Origin of the sequence: Phenylobacterium sp. (genome assembly GCF_030680185.1) — a bacterium.
Classification (GTDB): Bacteria; Pseudomonadota; Alphaproteobacteria; order Caulobacterales; family Caulobacteraceae; genus Phenylobacterium.
The window spans coordinates 1-15,214 of the sequence record NZ_JAUXVZ010000051.1; the positions used below are offsets into that span (position 1 = coordinate 1).

At 68.6% G+C, this 15,214-nt stretch carries 12 protein-coding genes and 1 pseudogene; 10 read left to right on the top strand and 3 right to left on the bottom strand.

The features are described from left to right. The 10 genes and pseudogenes from Q8L83_RS11770 to Q8L83_RS11815 form a co-directional block, all read left to right on the top strand. Nucleotides 1–79: pseudogene (locus tag Q8L83_RS11770) on the top strand (30S ribosomal protein S18); the annotation flags it as partial. Nucleotides 80–91: 12 nt separating this feature from the next. Then, nucleotides 92–676, top strand: a complete 585-nt coding sequence (rplI, locus tag Q8L83_RS11775) for a 50S ribosomal protein L9 (protein ID WP_305287142.1) — start codon at nt 92–94, stop codon at nt 674–676. A gap of 191 nt (nt 677–867) precedes the next feature. After that, nucleotides 868–3,288 (top strand): TonB-dependent siderophore receptor, encoded by a 2,421-nt coding sequence (locus tag Q8L83_RS11780; RefSeq protein ID WP_305287144.1) that lies wholly within the window; start codon nt 868–870, stop codon nt 3,286–3,288. A 150-nt stretch (nt 3,289–3,438) separates the two neighbouring features. Continuing rightward, nucleotides 3,439–4,929 (top strand): replicative DNA helicase, encoded by a 1,491-nt coding sequence (locus Q8L83_RS11785; protein ID WP_305287146.1) that lies wholly within the window; start codon nt 3,439–3,441, stop codon nt 4,927–4,929. Between the two features lie 46 nt (nt 4,930–4,975). Beyond that, nucleotides 4,976–6,082: an alanine racemase gene (alr, locus tag Q8L83_RS11790; protein ID WP_305287148.1), complete on the top strand. Its 1,107-nt coding sequence runs from the start codon at nt 4,976–4,978 to the stop codon at nt 6,080–6,082. Between the two features lie 60 nt (nt 6,083–6,142). Further along, entirely contained in the window at nt 6,143–7,522 is a 1,380-nt protein-coding gene (radA, locus tag Q8L83_RS11795) for a DNA repair protein RadA (protein WP_305287150.1), read from the top strand. Continuing rightward, nucleotides 7,519–8,127, top strand: a complete 609-nt coding sequence (locus Q8L83_RS11800; protein WP_305287152.1) for a CvpA family protein — start codon at nt 7,519–7,521, stop codon at nt 8,125–8,127. The genes radA and Q8L83_RS11800 overlap by 4 nt, the downstream gene beginning before the upstream one ends. Further along, a complete protein-coding gene (gene purF / locus Q8L83_RS11805; protein WP_305287154.1) occupies nt 8,124–9,614 on the top strand; it encodes an amidophosphoribosyltransferase in 1,491 nt (496 codons plus the stop codon). Before Q8L83_RS11800 ends, purF begins: the two co-directional genes overlap by 4 nt. Then, nucleotides 9,611–10,609, top strand: a complete 999-nt coding sequence (locus Q8L83_RS11810; RefSeq protein ID WP_370868389.1) for a bile acid:sodium symporter family protein — start codon at nt 9,611–9,613, stop codon at nt 10,607–10,609. The genes purF and Q8L83_RS11810 overlap by 4 nt, the downstream gene beginning before the upstream one ends. A gap of 9 nt (nt 10,610–10,618) precedes the next feature. Then, a complete protein-coding gene (locus Q8L83_RS11815; protein WP_305287156.1) occupies nt 10,619–11,383 on the top strand; it encodes an SDR family NAD(P)-dependent oxidoreductase in 765 nt (254 codons plus the stop codon). Here Q8L83_RS11815 and der read toward each other — a convergent pair. From der to Q8L83_RS11830, 3 genes are all read right to left on the bottom strand, one after another. Beyond that, entirely contained in the window at nt 11,337–12,896 is a 1,560-nt protein-coding gene (gene der, locus Q8L83_RS11820; RefSeq protein ID WP_370868390.1) for a ribosome biogenesis GTPase Der, read from the bottom strand. The genes Q8L83_RS11815 and der overlap by 47 nt on opposite strands. A gap of 114 nt (nt 12,897–13,010) precedes the next feature. Next, the gene (locus Q8L83_RS11825) at nt 13,011–14,396 is read right to left on the bottom strand and encodes a PQQ-like beta-propeller repeat protein (protein WP_305287158.1); all 1,386 of its coding nucleotides are present in this window, start codon (nt 14,394–14,396) and stop codon (nt 13,011–13,013) included. Then, nucleotides 14,393–15,148, bottom strand: a complete 756-nt coding sequence (locus Q8L83_RS11830; protein ID WP_305287160.1) for a tetratricopeptide repeat protein — start codon at nt 15,146–15,148, stop codon at nt 14,393–14,395. Before Q8L83_RS11830 ends, Q8L83_RS11825 begins: the two co-directional genes overlap by 4 nt. Nucleotides 15,149–15,214 lie beyond the last annotated feature (66 nt).

The window sequence follows — 15,214 nt, forward strand, 5'->3', positions numbered from 1 at the left end:
GGCCAAGAAGCAGCGTGAACTGGCCCGCGCCATCAAGCGCGCCCGCTTCCTCGCCCTTCTTCCCTACGTCGTGAAGTAAGGGACCAGGATCATGAAGGTCATTCTGCTCGAACGCGTCGAAGGCCGTGGCGGCCTCGGCGAAGTCGTCACCGTCAAGGACGGTTACGCCCGTAACTTCCTCCTGCCTCGCCAGAAAGCTCTGCGCGCCACGACCGCCAATATGAAGGTGTTCGAGGCCCAGCGCGCTCAGATCGAAGCCCGCAACGCCGAGGCTCGCGCCGACGCGGCCAAGTCGGGCGAAGGTCTCGACGGCAAGGTCTATGTGCTCATCCGTCAGGCCGGTGAAAGCGGTCAGCTCTACGGTTCGGTCTCCGGCCGTGACGTGGCTGACGCGGTCAACGCCGATGGCGGCAAGATCGAACGCGCCATGGTCGTGCTCGACAAGCCGATCAAGACGCTCGGCATGCACGAGGTGAAGGTCCGCCTGCACGCCGAAGTCGTCGTGACGGTGACCATGAACATCGCCCGCAGCCAGGACGAAGCTGATCGTCAGGCCCGCGGCGAAAACGTCATCACCTCCCAGTTCGAGGAAGAGCGCGCGGCCGCCGAAGAGGCCGCCGCCGATCTGCTGGAAGGTGGCGCCGGTCAGATCGAAGGCGACTACGTCGAATCCTGATCTGCCGAAAAGCCTACAAGATCAACGGCTCGGAGCTTCCCGTTCCGGGCCGTTTTTCTTTGGCTGAAAGACGGCCGCGAGCTGTTGCAAATATGTCATTCTTTTGACGCGCCAAGCACATTAGCTAAGCCCCCAAGGGCCACCAAGGACCTGGGGGCGGCCGAGCCGCACCCCAAAACAACGGGGACAACATGCAGTACCGCACACTTCTTCTTGCCGCGGCTTCCGCCGTCAGCCTGACGTCGACCGCAGCCATCGCTCAGACCGCCACGACAACCGCCTCGTCCGCCGAGGTTCAGGAGATCGTGGTCACCGGCACGCGCACCACCGGCCGCAGCCGCCTGGACACCCTGGCGCCGGTCGACGTCGTCACCAGCCAGAGCCTTCAGCAGCGGGGCGTCACCGAGCTCGCCTCGGCGCTCGCCAGCACCGTGCCGTCCATCAGCTTCCCCCGTCCGTCCAACACCGACGGCACCGACGCCGTCCGTCCGGCGACCTTGCGTGGGCAAGGCCCTGACCAGACCCTGGTCCTGGTCAACGGGACCCGCCGCCATGTGAGCGCCCTGCTGAACACCAACGGCTCGGTGGGCCGGGGTTCGGCGGCGGTCGACCTGAACGCCATCCCGTCCACCGCCCTGGAGCGCATCGAGGTCCTGCGCGACGGCGCGGCCGCCCAGTACGGCTCCGACGCCATCGCCGGCGTGGTCAATCTGCGCCTGCGCGAAGCCGCCAGCGGCGGTGGCCTCTCGGTCACCTATGGCCAGTATGAGACCCAGTTCGACGGCTTCTACGGCCGCGACGGCAACATCTCCGACGGCGGCACGACCACCGTCGCCGGCTGGCAGGGCCTGCCGCTCGGCGCCGATGGCTTCCTGACCCTGTCGGCTGAATATCGCGACCGGGAGAACACCAACCGAAGCGATATCGACACCCGGGTGACCCCCAATCGGATCACCTCGCGCTTCGGCGACGCCGATGTGGAGGACGTCTCGTTCTACGCCAACGCCGGCAAGCCCCTGGGCGATGTCTGGGAAGCCTATGGCTGGTTCGGCGTCCAGGAACGTGACGCCTCCAGCGCCGCGACCTATCGCCTGCCCACCGACGCCAGCCAGAACGTGCCGTCGGTCTATCCCAACGGCTACGTGCCCAAGCTGGCCACCGACACCAGCGATCTGAGCGCGGCCCTTGGCCTGCGTGGCGAGATCGCCGGCTTCAACGCCGACTTCAACATCGCCTACGGCAAGAACGACATCAATTTCGGCGTCCGCGACACCATCAACCCGTCCTTCGGCGCGGCCTCTCAAACCTCCTTCGAGGCCGGCGGTCTGGAATATAGCCAGACAGTCGTCTCGGCTGACTTCAGCCGCGGCGTGGAAGTGGGTATGGCTGGACCGCTGAACGTCGCCTTCGGCGTTCAGGCCCGCACCGAGACCTTCGAGATCAACCAGGGCGAGCCGGCTTCCTATAGCCGCGGCCCGATCACCACGGTCTCGTTCGGCTCGCGCGGCTTCACCGGCTTCACCCCGAGCAACGAAGTCGATGTTGATCGCGACGCCGTCGGCGTCTATGTCGACCTGGAAGGTCAGCTGACCGAGAAGTTCTCCGCCTCCGGCGCCGTCCGCTACGAAGACTATTCGGACTTCGGCTCCAACACCTCTGGCAAGATCTCGGCCCGCTACGACTTCACCCCGGCCTTCGCCCTTCGCGGCGCGGCCTCGACGGGCTTCCGCGCGCCCAGCCTGCAGCAGCAGTACTATACGGCCACCTCGATCCTCTACATCAACGGGGTGCCCTTCGAGACCGGCACCTATCCGTCGGTGAGCCCGATCGGCGTGGCGCTGGGCGGCCAGGATCTCGATCCGGAAACCTCGCGCAACTACTCCCTGGGCCTTGTCTACCGTCAGGGCGCTTTCGAACTGACCGTTGACGCCTACCGCATCGAGGTCGAGGACCGCATCGTCCTCAGCGAGACCTTCCAGGGCTCGGCCACGGCGGCGCCCGGCACCAACGCCCGGGTCATCGCCGACCTGCTGGCGCCCTTCGGCGCCACGGCTGCGCGGTTCTTCATCAACGGGGTGGACACCGAGACCAACGGCGTCGACGTGGTCGCCCGCTATCGGATCGTCGATCCCCAGGCCGGGACCTTCGACCTGACGGCGGCTGGCAACATCAACGAGTTCGAGGTCACCAAGACCCCGACCACCAGCACGTCGATCCTGCCCACCCCGACCAGCCTGTTCGGCCGCCAGGCCGTCCTGCGGTTCGAGGAGGGCACCCCCAAGCACAAGCTCACCCTGCAGGGCGACTGGAGTCGCGAAGCCTGGGGCGCCACCCTGCGCACCACCTTCTATGGCTCCGCCCTGTCGCCCGGCACGCTGGCCGACGGCAGCGCCGACACCGAGACCGGCAATCGCGGCGTGGTGGACTTCGAAGCCCGCCGCACCTTCCCCATGGGGGTCACCCTGGCGCTCGGCGCGGACAATCTGTTCGACGTCTATCCGCGCCAGATCGAGCCGAACCTGAACACCACGGGGGCGGCGCCGTTCTCGTCGTTCTCACCGTTCGGCTTCAACGGCCGGTTCGTCTACGGCCGCATGAGCGTGCGCTGGTAGGCTGAAGAGACCTTCCGAAACGAGGGGGTGGGCGCAAGTCCGCCCCCTTTTTCGTGAGGGCCTACCCACCTTGTCCACAGGACGGGTTTTCCTGTGCACCGCGACGTTTCGTCGGGAGTCGTTCTGCTCTCCTTAAGCTATCAGCAAGGGATGGCGATCGTTCCGGCACTCGACCTGCGCATGCCGCAGGACGACACCCCCACCCCCACTCACGCCCCGGCCAATATCGAGGCCGAACAGGCCCTGCTGGGCGCGTTGCTCTATGACAATGCGGTCTTCGAGCGGCTGGGCGACCATCTGCAGGCGCGGCACTTCTTCGAGCCTTTCCATGGCCGCCTTTTCGCCGCCATCGAGACCGCGATCCGCAAGGGCCAGCTGGCCGAGCCCATCCTGCTCGCCGAGCAGTTCGCCCGCGATCCGGCCTTCGAAGAGCTGGGCGGCCTGCGCTACATGGCCGACCTGGTGGACCGGGCGCCGCCTTCGACCCACGCCCCGGACTATGCCCGCGTCGTCTATGACCTGGCCCTTCGCCGGGACCTGATCCGCATCGGCCAGGAGATCGCCACGGGCGCCCAGACCGCCGATGGCGAGACCTCGGCCCGCGACCAGATCGAGACCGCCGAGCAGCAGCTCTACGCCCTGGCCGAAACCGGCGGGGTCAGCTCGGGATTCGTGTCCTTCGCCGACGCCCTGCACGGCGCGGTGGCCATGGCCGCCGAGGCCCACGCCCGCGACGGCGGTCTGGCGGGCCTGTCCACCGGCCTGATCGATCTCGACCAGAAGATCGGCGGCCTGCACCCGTCCGACCTGGTGATCCTGGCGGCGCGCCCCTCAATGGGTAAGACGTCGCTCGCCTGTAACATCGCCTTCGACGTGGCCCGCAACTATGCCTGGGAGCCGCGGCCCGACGGCACGCGCAAGACGGTCAGCGGCGGGGTCGTGGCCTTCTTCTCGCTGGAAATGTCGGCCGAGCAGCTCGCCATGCGCCTGCTGGCCGAGGCCTCGGGGGTGTCGGGCGACCGGCTCCGCAAGGGCGAGATCGACGCCATGGAATTTGGCCGCATCCGCGACGCCGCCCTCGAGATCCAGGAGGCTCCGCTCTATATCGACGCCACCGGCGGCCTCAGCCTGGCCAAGCTGACGGCCCGCGCCCGACGCCTGAAGCGCACCTCGGGCCTCGACCTGATCATGGTCGACTATCTCCAGCTGGTGACGATCGGGGCAGGCTCCAGCGACAACCGGGTGCAGGAGGTCAGCGCCATCACCCAGGGACTCAAGGCCCTGGCCAAGGAGCTGTCTGTGCCCGTGATCGCCCTGTCGCAGCTGTCGCGCCAGGTGGAGAACCGCGAGGACAAGCGGCCGCAGCTCTCCGACCTTCGCGAATCCGGCTCCATCGAGCAGGACGCCGACATGGTCATGTTCATCTACCGCGAGAGCTATTACCTCAGCCGCACCGAGCCGCGGGAAGGCACCGAAGAGCACTTCAAGTGGCAGGAGCAGATGGACACGGTCAAAGGTCTGGCCGAGATCGTCATCGGCAAGCAGCGCCACGGCCCCATCGGCACCGTGAAACTGTCGTTCAACGAAGACCTCACCAAGTTCGGCAATCTGGCCCGCGACGGACGCTACGATCCCCACTGAAGCGGCTGATCTTGCGCCCGGAGCCTGGGAGGTTCATGGGGGTGAAATGGCTCCGTCTTCCCGCGCCCGGCTGACCATCGACCTCGACGCCCTGGCCCACAATTTTCATGCGATCGCCGCAGAGGCCGCCGGGGCCGAGACCGCGCCCGTGGTCAAGGCCGACGGCTATGGCCTGGGCGCCGGCCAGCTGGCGCGCCGGCTCTGGGCCGAAGGGGCGCGCACCTTTTTCGTCGCCCGCCTGGCCGAGGGCGAGGCTCTGCGCGCCGCCCTGGACGCGCGCCATGCGACCATCATGGTCCTCGACGGGTTTACGCCGGCGACGGGCCCCAGGCTGGCCGCCGCCAACCTGATCCCCGTGCTGAACGGCATGAGCCAGGTTTCGGCCGCCAGCGCCTTCGCCGTCAGCGCGCGCATGCCCCTGCCCTGCGCCCTGCAGGTGGACACCGGCATGAACCGCCAGGGCGTTACGGTGGCCCAGGCCGTCGCCCTTGCTCAGTCTCCCGACCGATTGCGGGGCCTGGATATCGGCCTGGTGATGAGCCACCTGGGCTGCGGCGCCGAGCCCGATCATCCCCGCAATCGCCAGCAACTCGCCGCCTTCCATCACGTGCGCGGCCTGTTCCCCGAAGCCAGGGCCAGCCTGGCGGCGTCGGCCGGCGCCTTCCTGGGGCCGGACTACCGGTTCGACCTGGTCCGCCCGGGCGTCAGCCTCTATGGCGGTGGGCCTCAGGAGCGTTTCGATCCCCGCCTGCGGGCCGTGGCGCGGCTGGAGGCGCCGATCCTGGATATCCGTAATCTGAGCCCCGGGGACCTGATCGGCTATGGAGACACCATCGGCGTGAGCCGGCCGACCCGCGTGGCCGTGATCGGGGCCGGCTATGCCGATGGCGTGATCCGCGCGGCGCGGCGCCAGGGCCAGGCCTATGTCGGCGGCGCCCTCCGTCGGCTCTACATTGTCGATATGGACCTGACCGTGGTCGATCTGGGTGAGGCCGAGGTCCAGCTTGGCGACATGGTCGAACTGCTTGGCCCTAACGCCCTGCTCGATGACCTGGCGGCGGCGGCTGGCAGCATCGCGCATGAGTGCCTGGTGCGCCTCAGCCCCCGGGCTGAGCGCATATATGTGGGTGAGAAGGTCGCAGAGCCCGCCTGAGCGGCGCGCGCCGCAAGGCTCGCGGGTTAGACTGCGGCAAACGCGAATCAGGAGTTCGGATTGGCCAGAGACGGCGCGGTCTATGTCTGCCAGTCGTGCGGGTCGGTCCAGGGCAAGTGGGCCGGGCAATGCCCTGCCTGCAACGCCTGGAACACCATGGTCGAGGAAAGCCAGTCACGCCCCCCCGGCGGCCTGGCGCCGGCCAAGTCCAGCCGCGGCCAGCGCGGCCTGGCCTTCGAGACCCTGGCGGCCGAAACCCCGGCCCCGCCGCGCATCCTTACCGGGGTGGCGGAGTTCGATCGGGTCTGCGGCGGCGGCGTGGTGCCGGGCTCGGCCCTGCTGGTGGGCGGCGACCCCGGGGTCGGCAAGTCAACCCTGCTGATGCAGGTGCTGGGTCAGGCGGCCCTGCGCGGCGCTCGCTGCGCCTATATTTCCGGCGAAGAAGCCGTCGAGCAGGTGCGCGCCCGCGCCCACCGGATGGGCCTGGCCCAGGCGCCTGTGCAACTGGCGGCCGAAACCTCCCTGCGGGTCATCCTCGATGGCCTCAAGCGCGACGCCTTCGACCTGGTGGTGATCGACTCCATCCAGACCATGTGGAGCGACGCCCACGAGGCGGCGCCAGGCTCTGTCACCCAGGTCCGCGCCGCGGCCGGCGAACTGGTGCGGATGGCCAAGAAGCGGGGCGTCGCGGTGATCCTGGTGGGCCATGTCACCAAGGAAGGCGCCATCGCCGGTCCCCGGGTGATCGAGCACATGGTCGACGCCGTGCTGACCTTCGAGGGCGAAAGGGGCTATCCCTTCCGCATTCTGCGGGGGGTGAAGAACCGCTTCGGCGCCACGGACGAGATTGGCGTGTTCGAGATGGCCGACGCTGGCCTGATCGAAGTGGTCAATCCGTCGGCCCTGTTCCTCAACACCTCGGGCGAACGGGCGGCAGGAGCGGCCGTCTTCGCCGGCATCGAAGGCTCGCGGCCCGTCCTGGTGGAGATCCAGGCCCTGGTGGCGCCCAGCGCCTATGGAACACCACGGCGCGCGGTCGTCGGCTGGGATTCAGGACGCCTGGCCATGGTGCTGGCCGTGCTGGAGGCCCGCTGCGGCCTTGGATTGGGCGACCGCGATGTCTATCTGAACGTCGCGGGCGGCCTGCGGGTCAGCGAGCCGGCGGCAGATCTGGCGGCGGCGGCGGCGCTGGCCTCCTCGGCGCTGGACGTGGCCCTGCCGCAGGACTGCGTGGTGTTCGGCGAGATCAGCCTGTCAGGCGACATTCGTCAGGTCAGCCGCATGGATGGCCGCATCAAGGAGGCCGCAAAGCTCGGCTTCGGACAGGCCCTGGCCCCGGCGGAGGCCGACGCCGGCGGCGGATTGGAGATCAACGGCGTGGCCCGCCTGGCTGACGCCATACGTCGCATCGGCGACGGGGACTGGAAAGGTCGCGCTTGACGCTGTTCGACATCATGGCCTTGACCCTGCTGGCGGTGTCCGGGGGGGTCGGCTTCTTCCGCGGCGCCGTGCGGGAGATGGCCACGGTCCTGGCGCTGCTGGTGGCCGCAGCCGCCGCACTCTGGGGACTCCGGTTCTCCGGACCGCTGATGCGCGACATGCTGGAGCCGGTCTGGGCGGCCAATGTCGCCGCTGTCCTGCTGGTGTTCGTCGTGGTCTATATCACGCTCCGTCTGATCGGCGGGCGCCTCGCCAACCGTGTGCAGGCCACGAATGTATTGGGCTTTTTGGACCGCGTGATCGGCGCGGGCTTTGGTCTGATCCGCTCGCTCGTGGTGCTGGGCGCCTTCCACCTCGGCCTGATGGCGGTGGCGCCGCCGGAGCGGATTCCGCAATGGATCGCGGGTGCGGCGCTTTATCCCTTGACCCAGGGCGCCGGCGAGGTGCTGAAAGCCTTCGCGCCCAAGGGACTGGATGTTGCAGATCGGCTACGGCCGGCCATCACCGATGCGGTTCGCGACGGCGCAGGTGATCCGCCTTCGGAAGAAGGCTATGACGGCCGCGCCCGCGACGACATCGACGATCTGGTGGAGAAATCCCGATGAGCCCCGTTCCCGACGCTTGGACTTCCCCGGTCCGCGACCCGGATGACGACAGTCTCCGGCTGGAGTGCGGGGTCTTCGGGGTGTTCGGCGCCGAGCAGGCGGCGGGCCTCACGGCCCTGGGCCTGCACGCCCTTCAGCATCGCGGTCAGGAGGCTTGCGGCATCGCCAGCTTCGATGGCCACCGGTTCCATACCGAACGCCATATGGGCCGTGTCGGCGAAGCCTTTGGTGACGCCAACCTCGCCCAGCGCCTGCCCGGCGGGGCAGCCATCGGCCACACCCGCTACTCCACCGCCGGCGGCAGCTTCATCCGCAACGTCCAGCCGATGTTCGCCGACCTGGAAAGCGGCGGCATCGCGCTCGCCCACAACGGCAACCTCACCAACTTCCTCACCCTGCGCCAGCATCTGGTGGCCGAGGGCGCCATCTTCCAGTCGACCTCGGACTCCGAGGTGATCCTTCATCTGGTGGCCCGCTCGCGCAAAGGGCGGATGACCGACCGCTTCATCGACGCCCTGTCGATGATCGAGGGCGGCTACGCCCTGGTGGCGCTGACCAACAAGAAGCTCATCGGCGTGCGCGACCCTCTGGGCATTCGGCCCCTGGTGCTCGGCAAGCTGGACAACACCTATGTCCTGGCCTCGGAGACCTGCGCCCTGGACATGATCGGCGCGCGCTTCATCCGCGACATCGAGCACGGCGAGATGGTGGTCATCGACGACAGCGGCGTCGAGAGCCTTCGCCCCTTCCCCGCCGCCCGCGCCCGGCCCTGCATCTTCGAATACGTCTATTTCGCCCGCCCCGACTCCGTGGTGAACGGCCGCTCGGTCTATGAGGTGCGCAAGCGCATGGGTCGCCGCCTGGCCCAGGAGAGTGCGCCGCCCTGCGATGTGGTGGTGCCAGTGCCTGACTCCGGCGTGCCCGCGGCGTTGGGCTACGCCCAGGAGACCGGCGTACCCTATGAGATGGGCATCATGCGCAATCACTATGTGGGCCGGACCTTCATCCAACCGACCCAGGGGGCCCGCGAGCTTGGCGTCCGCATGAAGCTCTCCCCCAATCGCGCCGTCCTGGCCGGCAAGCGGGTGATGCTGATCGACGACTCCATCGTCCGCGGCACCAATTCCCTGCGGGTGGTGCGGATGGTGCGGGAGGCCGGCGCCAAGGAGGTCCACCTCCGCTCCGGCTCGCCGCCGATCATGTGGCCTGACTTCTACGGCATCGACATGCCCGAACGGCGGCAACTGCTGGCCGCCAACAACACCATCGAGGAGATGGCTCGGATGCTGGAGGTCGACAGCCTTGGCTTCCTCTCGGTCGACGGCCTCTATTGGGCCATGGAGTCCGATCCCCGGGATCCCGCCGCGCCCCAGTTCACCGACCACTATTTCACCGGCGACTACCCCACGCGCCTGCTGGACCGGGAGATCGCCGAAGGGCGCAACGCCGAAGACGAGCGTCAACTGACCTTCCTGGTGGACGCGTGATCCAGGCCGCCCGCGGCGTCCTCGCCCGTTTCAAGATCGACCCCTACATCCTGGCCATCCTGGCCACCGTGGTCTTCGCCTCCCTCGTTCCCGCCCGCGGCCAGGCCGCCGAGGTGGTCGGCGTGGCGACCAAGATCGGCGTGGCCCTGGTCTTCTTCCTGCACGGGGCCAAGCTGTCGCCGCAGGCGGTCATCGCCGGCATCAGCCATTGGCGGCTGCACTTGGTGGTGCTGCTGACCACCTTCGCCCTATTCCCGCTGGCCGGCCTGCTGTTCTCGACCCTGCCGGCGTGGATCGTGCCGGCCGCCCTGGCGCCAGGGCTGATCTATCTGGGGTGCTTGCCGTCAACCATCCAGTCGGCGGTCGGCTTCACCGCGGTGGCCCGGGGCAATGTCGCCGCGGCCGTCTGTGGCGCTTCGGCCTCCAACATCCTGGGCGTGGTGGTCACGCCCCTGCTGGTGGGCGTGCTGCTGAGCGCGCAGGTCGGCGGCCTGTCCCTGGGCGCCTTCGAGGCGATCCTGCTGCAACTGCTCGCCCCCTTCATCGCCGGCCAGCTGCTGCGCCGCTGGATCGGCGGCTTCATCCAGCGCCATTCCAAACAGGCCAGTCTGGTCGATCGCGGCTCGATCCTGCTGGTGGTCTACAACGCCTTTTCCGGCGCCGTAGCGGTCGGCATCTGGAGCCAGGTGTCCATGGGCGACCTGGCCCGCCTGGCGATCATCTGCCTGGTGTTGCTGGTCGCCTCCATGGGCTGGACCGTCTGGATCAGCCGGCGGCTGAAGTTCCCGGTCGAGGACGAGGCGACCATCCTGTTCGGCGGCTCCAACAAGAGCCTGGCGGCCGGCGCGCCCATGGCCGCGGTGCTGTTCCCCGCCGCGACGGTGGGCTTCGTGCTGCTGCCGGTCATGCTCTATCACCAGTTCCAGTTGATGGCCTGCGCCGCCATCGCCGGCCACTATGCGAAACGGGCCGACAGCCCCGAACAGACCAGCTAGACAGCCCCCATGACGGATATCCCCGCCTCCTCGACCGGCCCGCTGGCCGGCCGCATCGCTCTGGTCACCGGCGCCAGCCGCGGCCTTGGCCGGGCCTCGGCCCTGGCGCTCGCCAAGGCCGGCGCGCATGTGATCGCCACCGCCCGCACCCAGGGCGGCCTGGAAGAGCTGGATGACGAGATCCGCGCCGCCACCGGCCAGTCGGCCACCCTTATCCCCATGGACCTGACCCAGGGCGGCGGGATCGACCAGCTGGGCCTGGCCATCCACGAGCGACACGGACGCCTGGACATCCTGGTCCATGCCGCCGCCATGCTGGGGGGCTTGAGCCCCATCTCGCACATCGAGCCCAAGACCTGGGATCAGGTCGTGGCGCTCAACCTGACGGCCACCTATCGCCTACTGCGCAGCACCGAGCGTCTGCTGAAGGCCGCGCCCGCTGGCCGGGCGCTCGTGTTCACCACGGGGCGCGTCGCCCGTCCCAAGGCCTTCTGGGGCGTCTATGGGGCCACCAAGGCGGCCACCGATCATCTGGTGCGCACCTGGGCCGATGAATTGGAGCATGGACCGGTCCGCGCGGCCCTGATCGATCCTGGCGCCATGCGCACCAAGATGCGCGCCGAGGCCATGCCGGGGGAAGACCCGCTCAGCCTACCGGACGCATCAGAGATCGGTCCGCTGGTCGTCGAACTGGCGCAGGCCGAGCTTGGCCCGCCCGACAGCCCGGTCAGCTTCTCCGCGTGGAAGGCCGCGCAGGCGTCTTCCGCCCACTGACCGGCCGCGGCCGTGAGGGCTTGGCCTTCGAACCGCCGAAGCCCGAGCTCTTGGGCCTTGCCGGCTTGGCAGGCTTGGCGCCCACCGGCTTCTTGCCCACGGTCGGCTTCTTGTTACCGCCCTTGCCGGCCGCCTTGACCTTGCGCGGCGCCGTGCGCGACGGCCCCGACGCGCGCGCCTCACCGTCCGCATAGGGGTTAGCGCCGGACTTCACCGTCAGCCGAACCGGCACGCCGGGCAGGTCGAAGCTCTCGCGGATCGAATGGATCAGATAGCGCCGGTAAGAGTCCGGCAGCTGGCTCGCCCGGCTGGCGAACAGCACGAAGGTCGGCGGCCTGGCCTTGGTCTGGGCGATATACTTCGGGCGGACCCGGCGGCCATTGACCGCCGGCGGCGGGTGGCGCTGGACGGCCATGGCCAGCCAGTCGTTGAGGTCCCGGGTCTTGACCTTGGTGGACCAGTCGGTGTGGGCCTTGAACACCGCCGGCATCAGCCGGTCGATATTGCGTCCCGTCTCGGCCGACAGGGCGATCATCGGCGCGCCGCGAACCTGCGGCAGCTTGCGCGAAACCTCTTCCTGCAGCTCCTTGAGCCGTTCCTGCGGATCTTCCACCAGGTCCCATTTGGCCAGGACGAACACCAGGGCGCGGCCCTCGCGCTCGACCAGGTCGGCGATCTGCAGGTCCTGGATCTCCAGGGGATGGGTCGCATCCATCACCAGCAGCACCACCTCGGCGAAGGTGATGGCGCGGATCGTGTCCTGGGTGGAAAGCTTCTCCAGCTTCTGCTGAACCTTGGCCTTGCGGCGCAGGCCGGCGGTGTCCACCAGGCGGATGGCCCGATCATCCCAAATCCAATCGACGGGGATCGAGTCGCGGGTGATGCCGGCCTCGGGCCCGGTCAACAGGCGCTCCTCGCCGATCAGGCGGTTGACCAGGGTCGACTTGCCGGCGTTCGGCCGACCGACAATGGCCAGCTGCACAGGCTTCTCGCCCCCGTCGTCCTCGTCCTCGCCGGCCTCAGGCGCCAGGGCGAGCACCGCGGCATAGAGATCGGCCATGCCCTCGCCGTGCTCGGCCGAGACCGGCACCGGCTCGCCAAAGCCCAGGCGGAAGGCGTCCAGGGTTCCGTCGTCGCCCTGGCGGCCCTCGGCCTTGTTGGCCAGCAGGATCACCGGCTTGCTGGACTTGCGCAGAAGTTCGCCGAACACCTCGTCCATCGGGGCGACCCCTTCGCGGGAATCCATCACGAAGAGGATCAGGTCGGCCTCGTCGATGGCCAGTTCGGTCTGGCGGCGCATGCGCGCTTCCAGGCTCTCGTCGGTGACATCCTCGAAGCCCGCGGTGTCGATCAGCTCGAGATCGATATCCCCCAGGCGTCCGGTCGCGAACTTGCGGTCCCGGGTGACGCCGGGCAGGTCATCGACGATGGCGAGCTTTCGCCCGGCCAGACGGTTGAACAGGGTCGACTTGCCCACATTCGGACGGCCGACGATCGCGATCTTGAGCGGCATAGGCGCTCCCTGGCGCGCTGGAACCCGGCCCGACCGATGGGTCGAACCGGGTGGAGAATGGAATGATTTGACGCCTGTCGCCCGGCGACGCAACCGCCGCCTTCTGCGAGCGACCTAGCGAATGGCGATCAGCTGGGCGTTATCTGTGGCCACATAGATCATACCGCCCACGGCGATGGGATCCACCAGCACCGACCCGCCGAGGTTCAGCTTGCGCTCCACCGCGCCTGTCTTGGGGTTGAGAACCGCCATCTCGCCGGAGGACGAGGCGAGCACCAGCTTGTTGGAGGCCAGCAGCGGGCTGGTCCACAGGGGCTTGGGCGCGACGGTGCCGCCAAAGCCGAAGAAGCCCCCGGTCTTGCGCGGTTCGACGCCTTCGTTCAGGTCGCGGATCCAATAGACCTGCCCGCTTTCGCGGGAGACGCAGATCACCTCGCCGGCCTTGGACACGACGAACACGACGTCGCCGGCGGGCCAGGGCGTGGTCACGCCCGTAACCGGCAGGGTCCAGCGCGGCGCGCCGGTGCGCAGGTCAACGGCGGCGAAGGCGCCCGAATGGCTGACCGCATAGACATCGCCGCGATAGATGACCGGCCGTCCGACAATGTCGCGGATCTCCGACAGGGCGTTGGTGCGGCTGGCCCGCGAGAGGCCCTCGTTCCACAGGTCGTTGCCGTTGCCGCTGCGCAGGGCGACCAGCTCGCCGGAGCTGAACGAGGCCACCACGGTGTCGCCCGACACCGCAGGGCTGGAGGCGCCGAGAATGCGGGCCGGCTCGCTGAGGGCCTGATAGGTCCAGCTGGGCGCGCCGGTGGCGGAGTCATAGGTCAGCAGGGTGTTGTCGATGGCCACGGCCATGACGCGGCCGGCCGTCACGGTCGGGGCGGCGTGGATCGGCTGTTCGGTCTGGGTGCGCCATTCGGCGGCGCCCGTGGCCGCGTCCAGGCGGGCCATGAACCGGTAGCCGGACGCCACATAGAGTTTGCCATCGGCCAGGGCGAGGCCGCCGCCGAAGCCCTCGCGCTCGCTGCGCCGGGTGGGCTCCAGATTGGCGTTCCAGACCACCTGGCCAGATTGCGCGTCGATGGCCGACACGGTCGCCGCGCCGTCCATCACATAGATGCGGCCGTTGGCGGCCACGAGCGGGGCCGTGACGTGGTTGCCGCGCCCCGAGCCCTGGCCAAAACCGCGACGCCAGGCGACATCGAAGTTCACCGGCGCTTCGATATGTTCGGGCGCCTGCTCGGCGTTCCCACCCGGCAGCGGCCAGTTGGTGCGGCTATAGGGCGTCGGCAGGAAGAAGTCGGCCCCGCGCAGGGTGTCGGACACGCTCAACGTATCGTCGAAGGCGATGATCGAGATGCGCTCGCCCTCGCCCGCGATCTCCTGCGGCCCGTCATCCTGACCAAAGGGGTTGAGACGGTTGATGGTCGAGCAGCCGCTGAGCGCGACCGCGCCAGCCAGCAGCACGGCGACCATCGGGAGACGGGAAGACATCATTGCGAAGCGGAACCTTGCTGCTGCGAAGCCTCAACGGAGGCCGCATCGTCGGAAGCGGTGTCGGGAAGCGCGGCCGCGGCCTTGACCACCTCGGCCAGGGATGTGGCCGAGCCGGAGTCGATCATCGCCCGGGCGGCCTGGGCGCGCTGGCGAGCCTGATCCGAAGCGCCCGGCATGAGGGCGATCACCCCGAAGTCGGCGCGCGCATCGTCCATCTTGCCCCCCATCAGCTTGGCGAAGGCCAGGGCCTCCAGCGCCTGTGCGCGGTAAGGCCGGCCTTCTTCGGTCAGAGGCTGCAGGCGCGCCTGCATGTCCTCCAGGGGCGCGGTATCCAGGAGGGCGAAGGCGGATTTGAGGCGGGCGGCGTCGGCCAGAATCGGATCCGGCGCAGTCTCTGCGGCCCGGTCGAACAACGCGACCGCCTCGGCGGTCTTGCCTTCGTTGATGCGTAGGCCAGCCTGCTGCATCAGCGCCATGGCCGCATAGCCCTTGGCGTTCCCCTCGGCGACCTCGGCGAAGCGCTGCTCGGCCTTGCCCATATCGCCGGCCGCAAAGGCCTCGACGCCTTCGGCATAGGCTTCCGAAGCCTCGCCGATGGAGCGGGCCTGCCAGGCGCCCCACCCCCAGACCGCCAAAGCGATCGCCAAGGCGATGACAAGGGCGCCGAGCACCCAAGGAAGCGCGCGCAGGGCGAGCGTCTTGTAGCGGTCGGCGCGGAGTTGCTCCTCGACCTCTTCAAAAACGTCAGTCACGAATGGGGTACTCCGCGCTCAGGCGACGAAACAGAGGCGGCGAACCTATAGTGCAAGAGGTCCCGC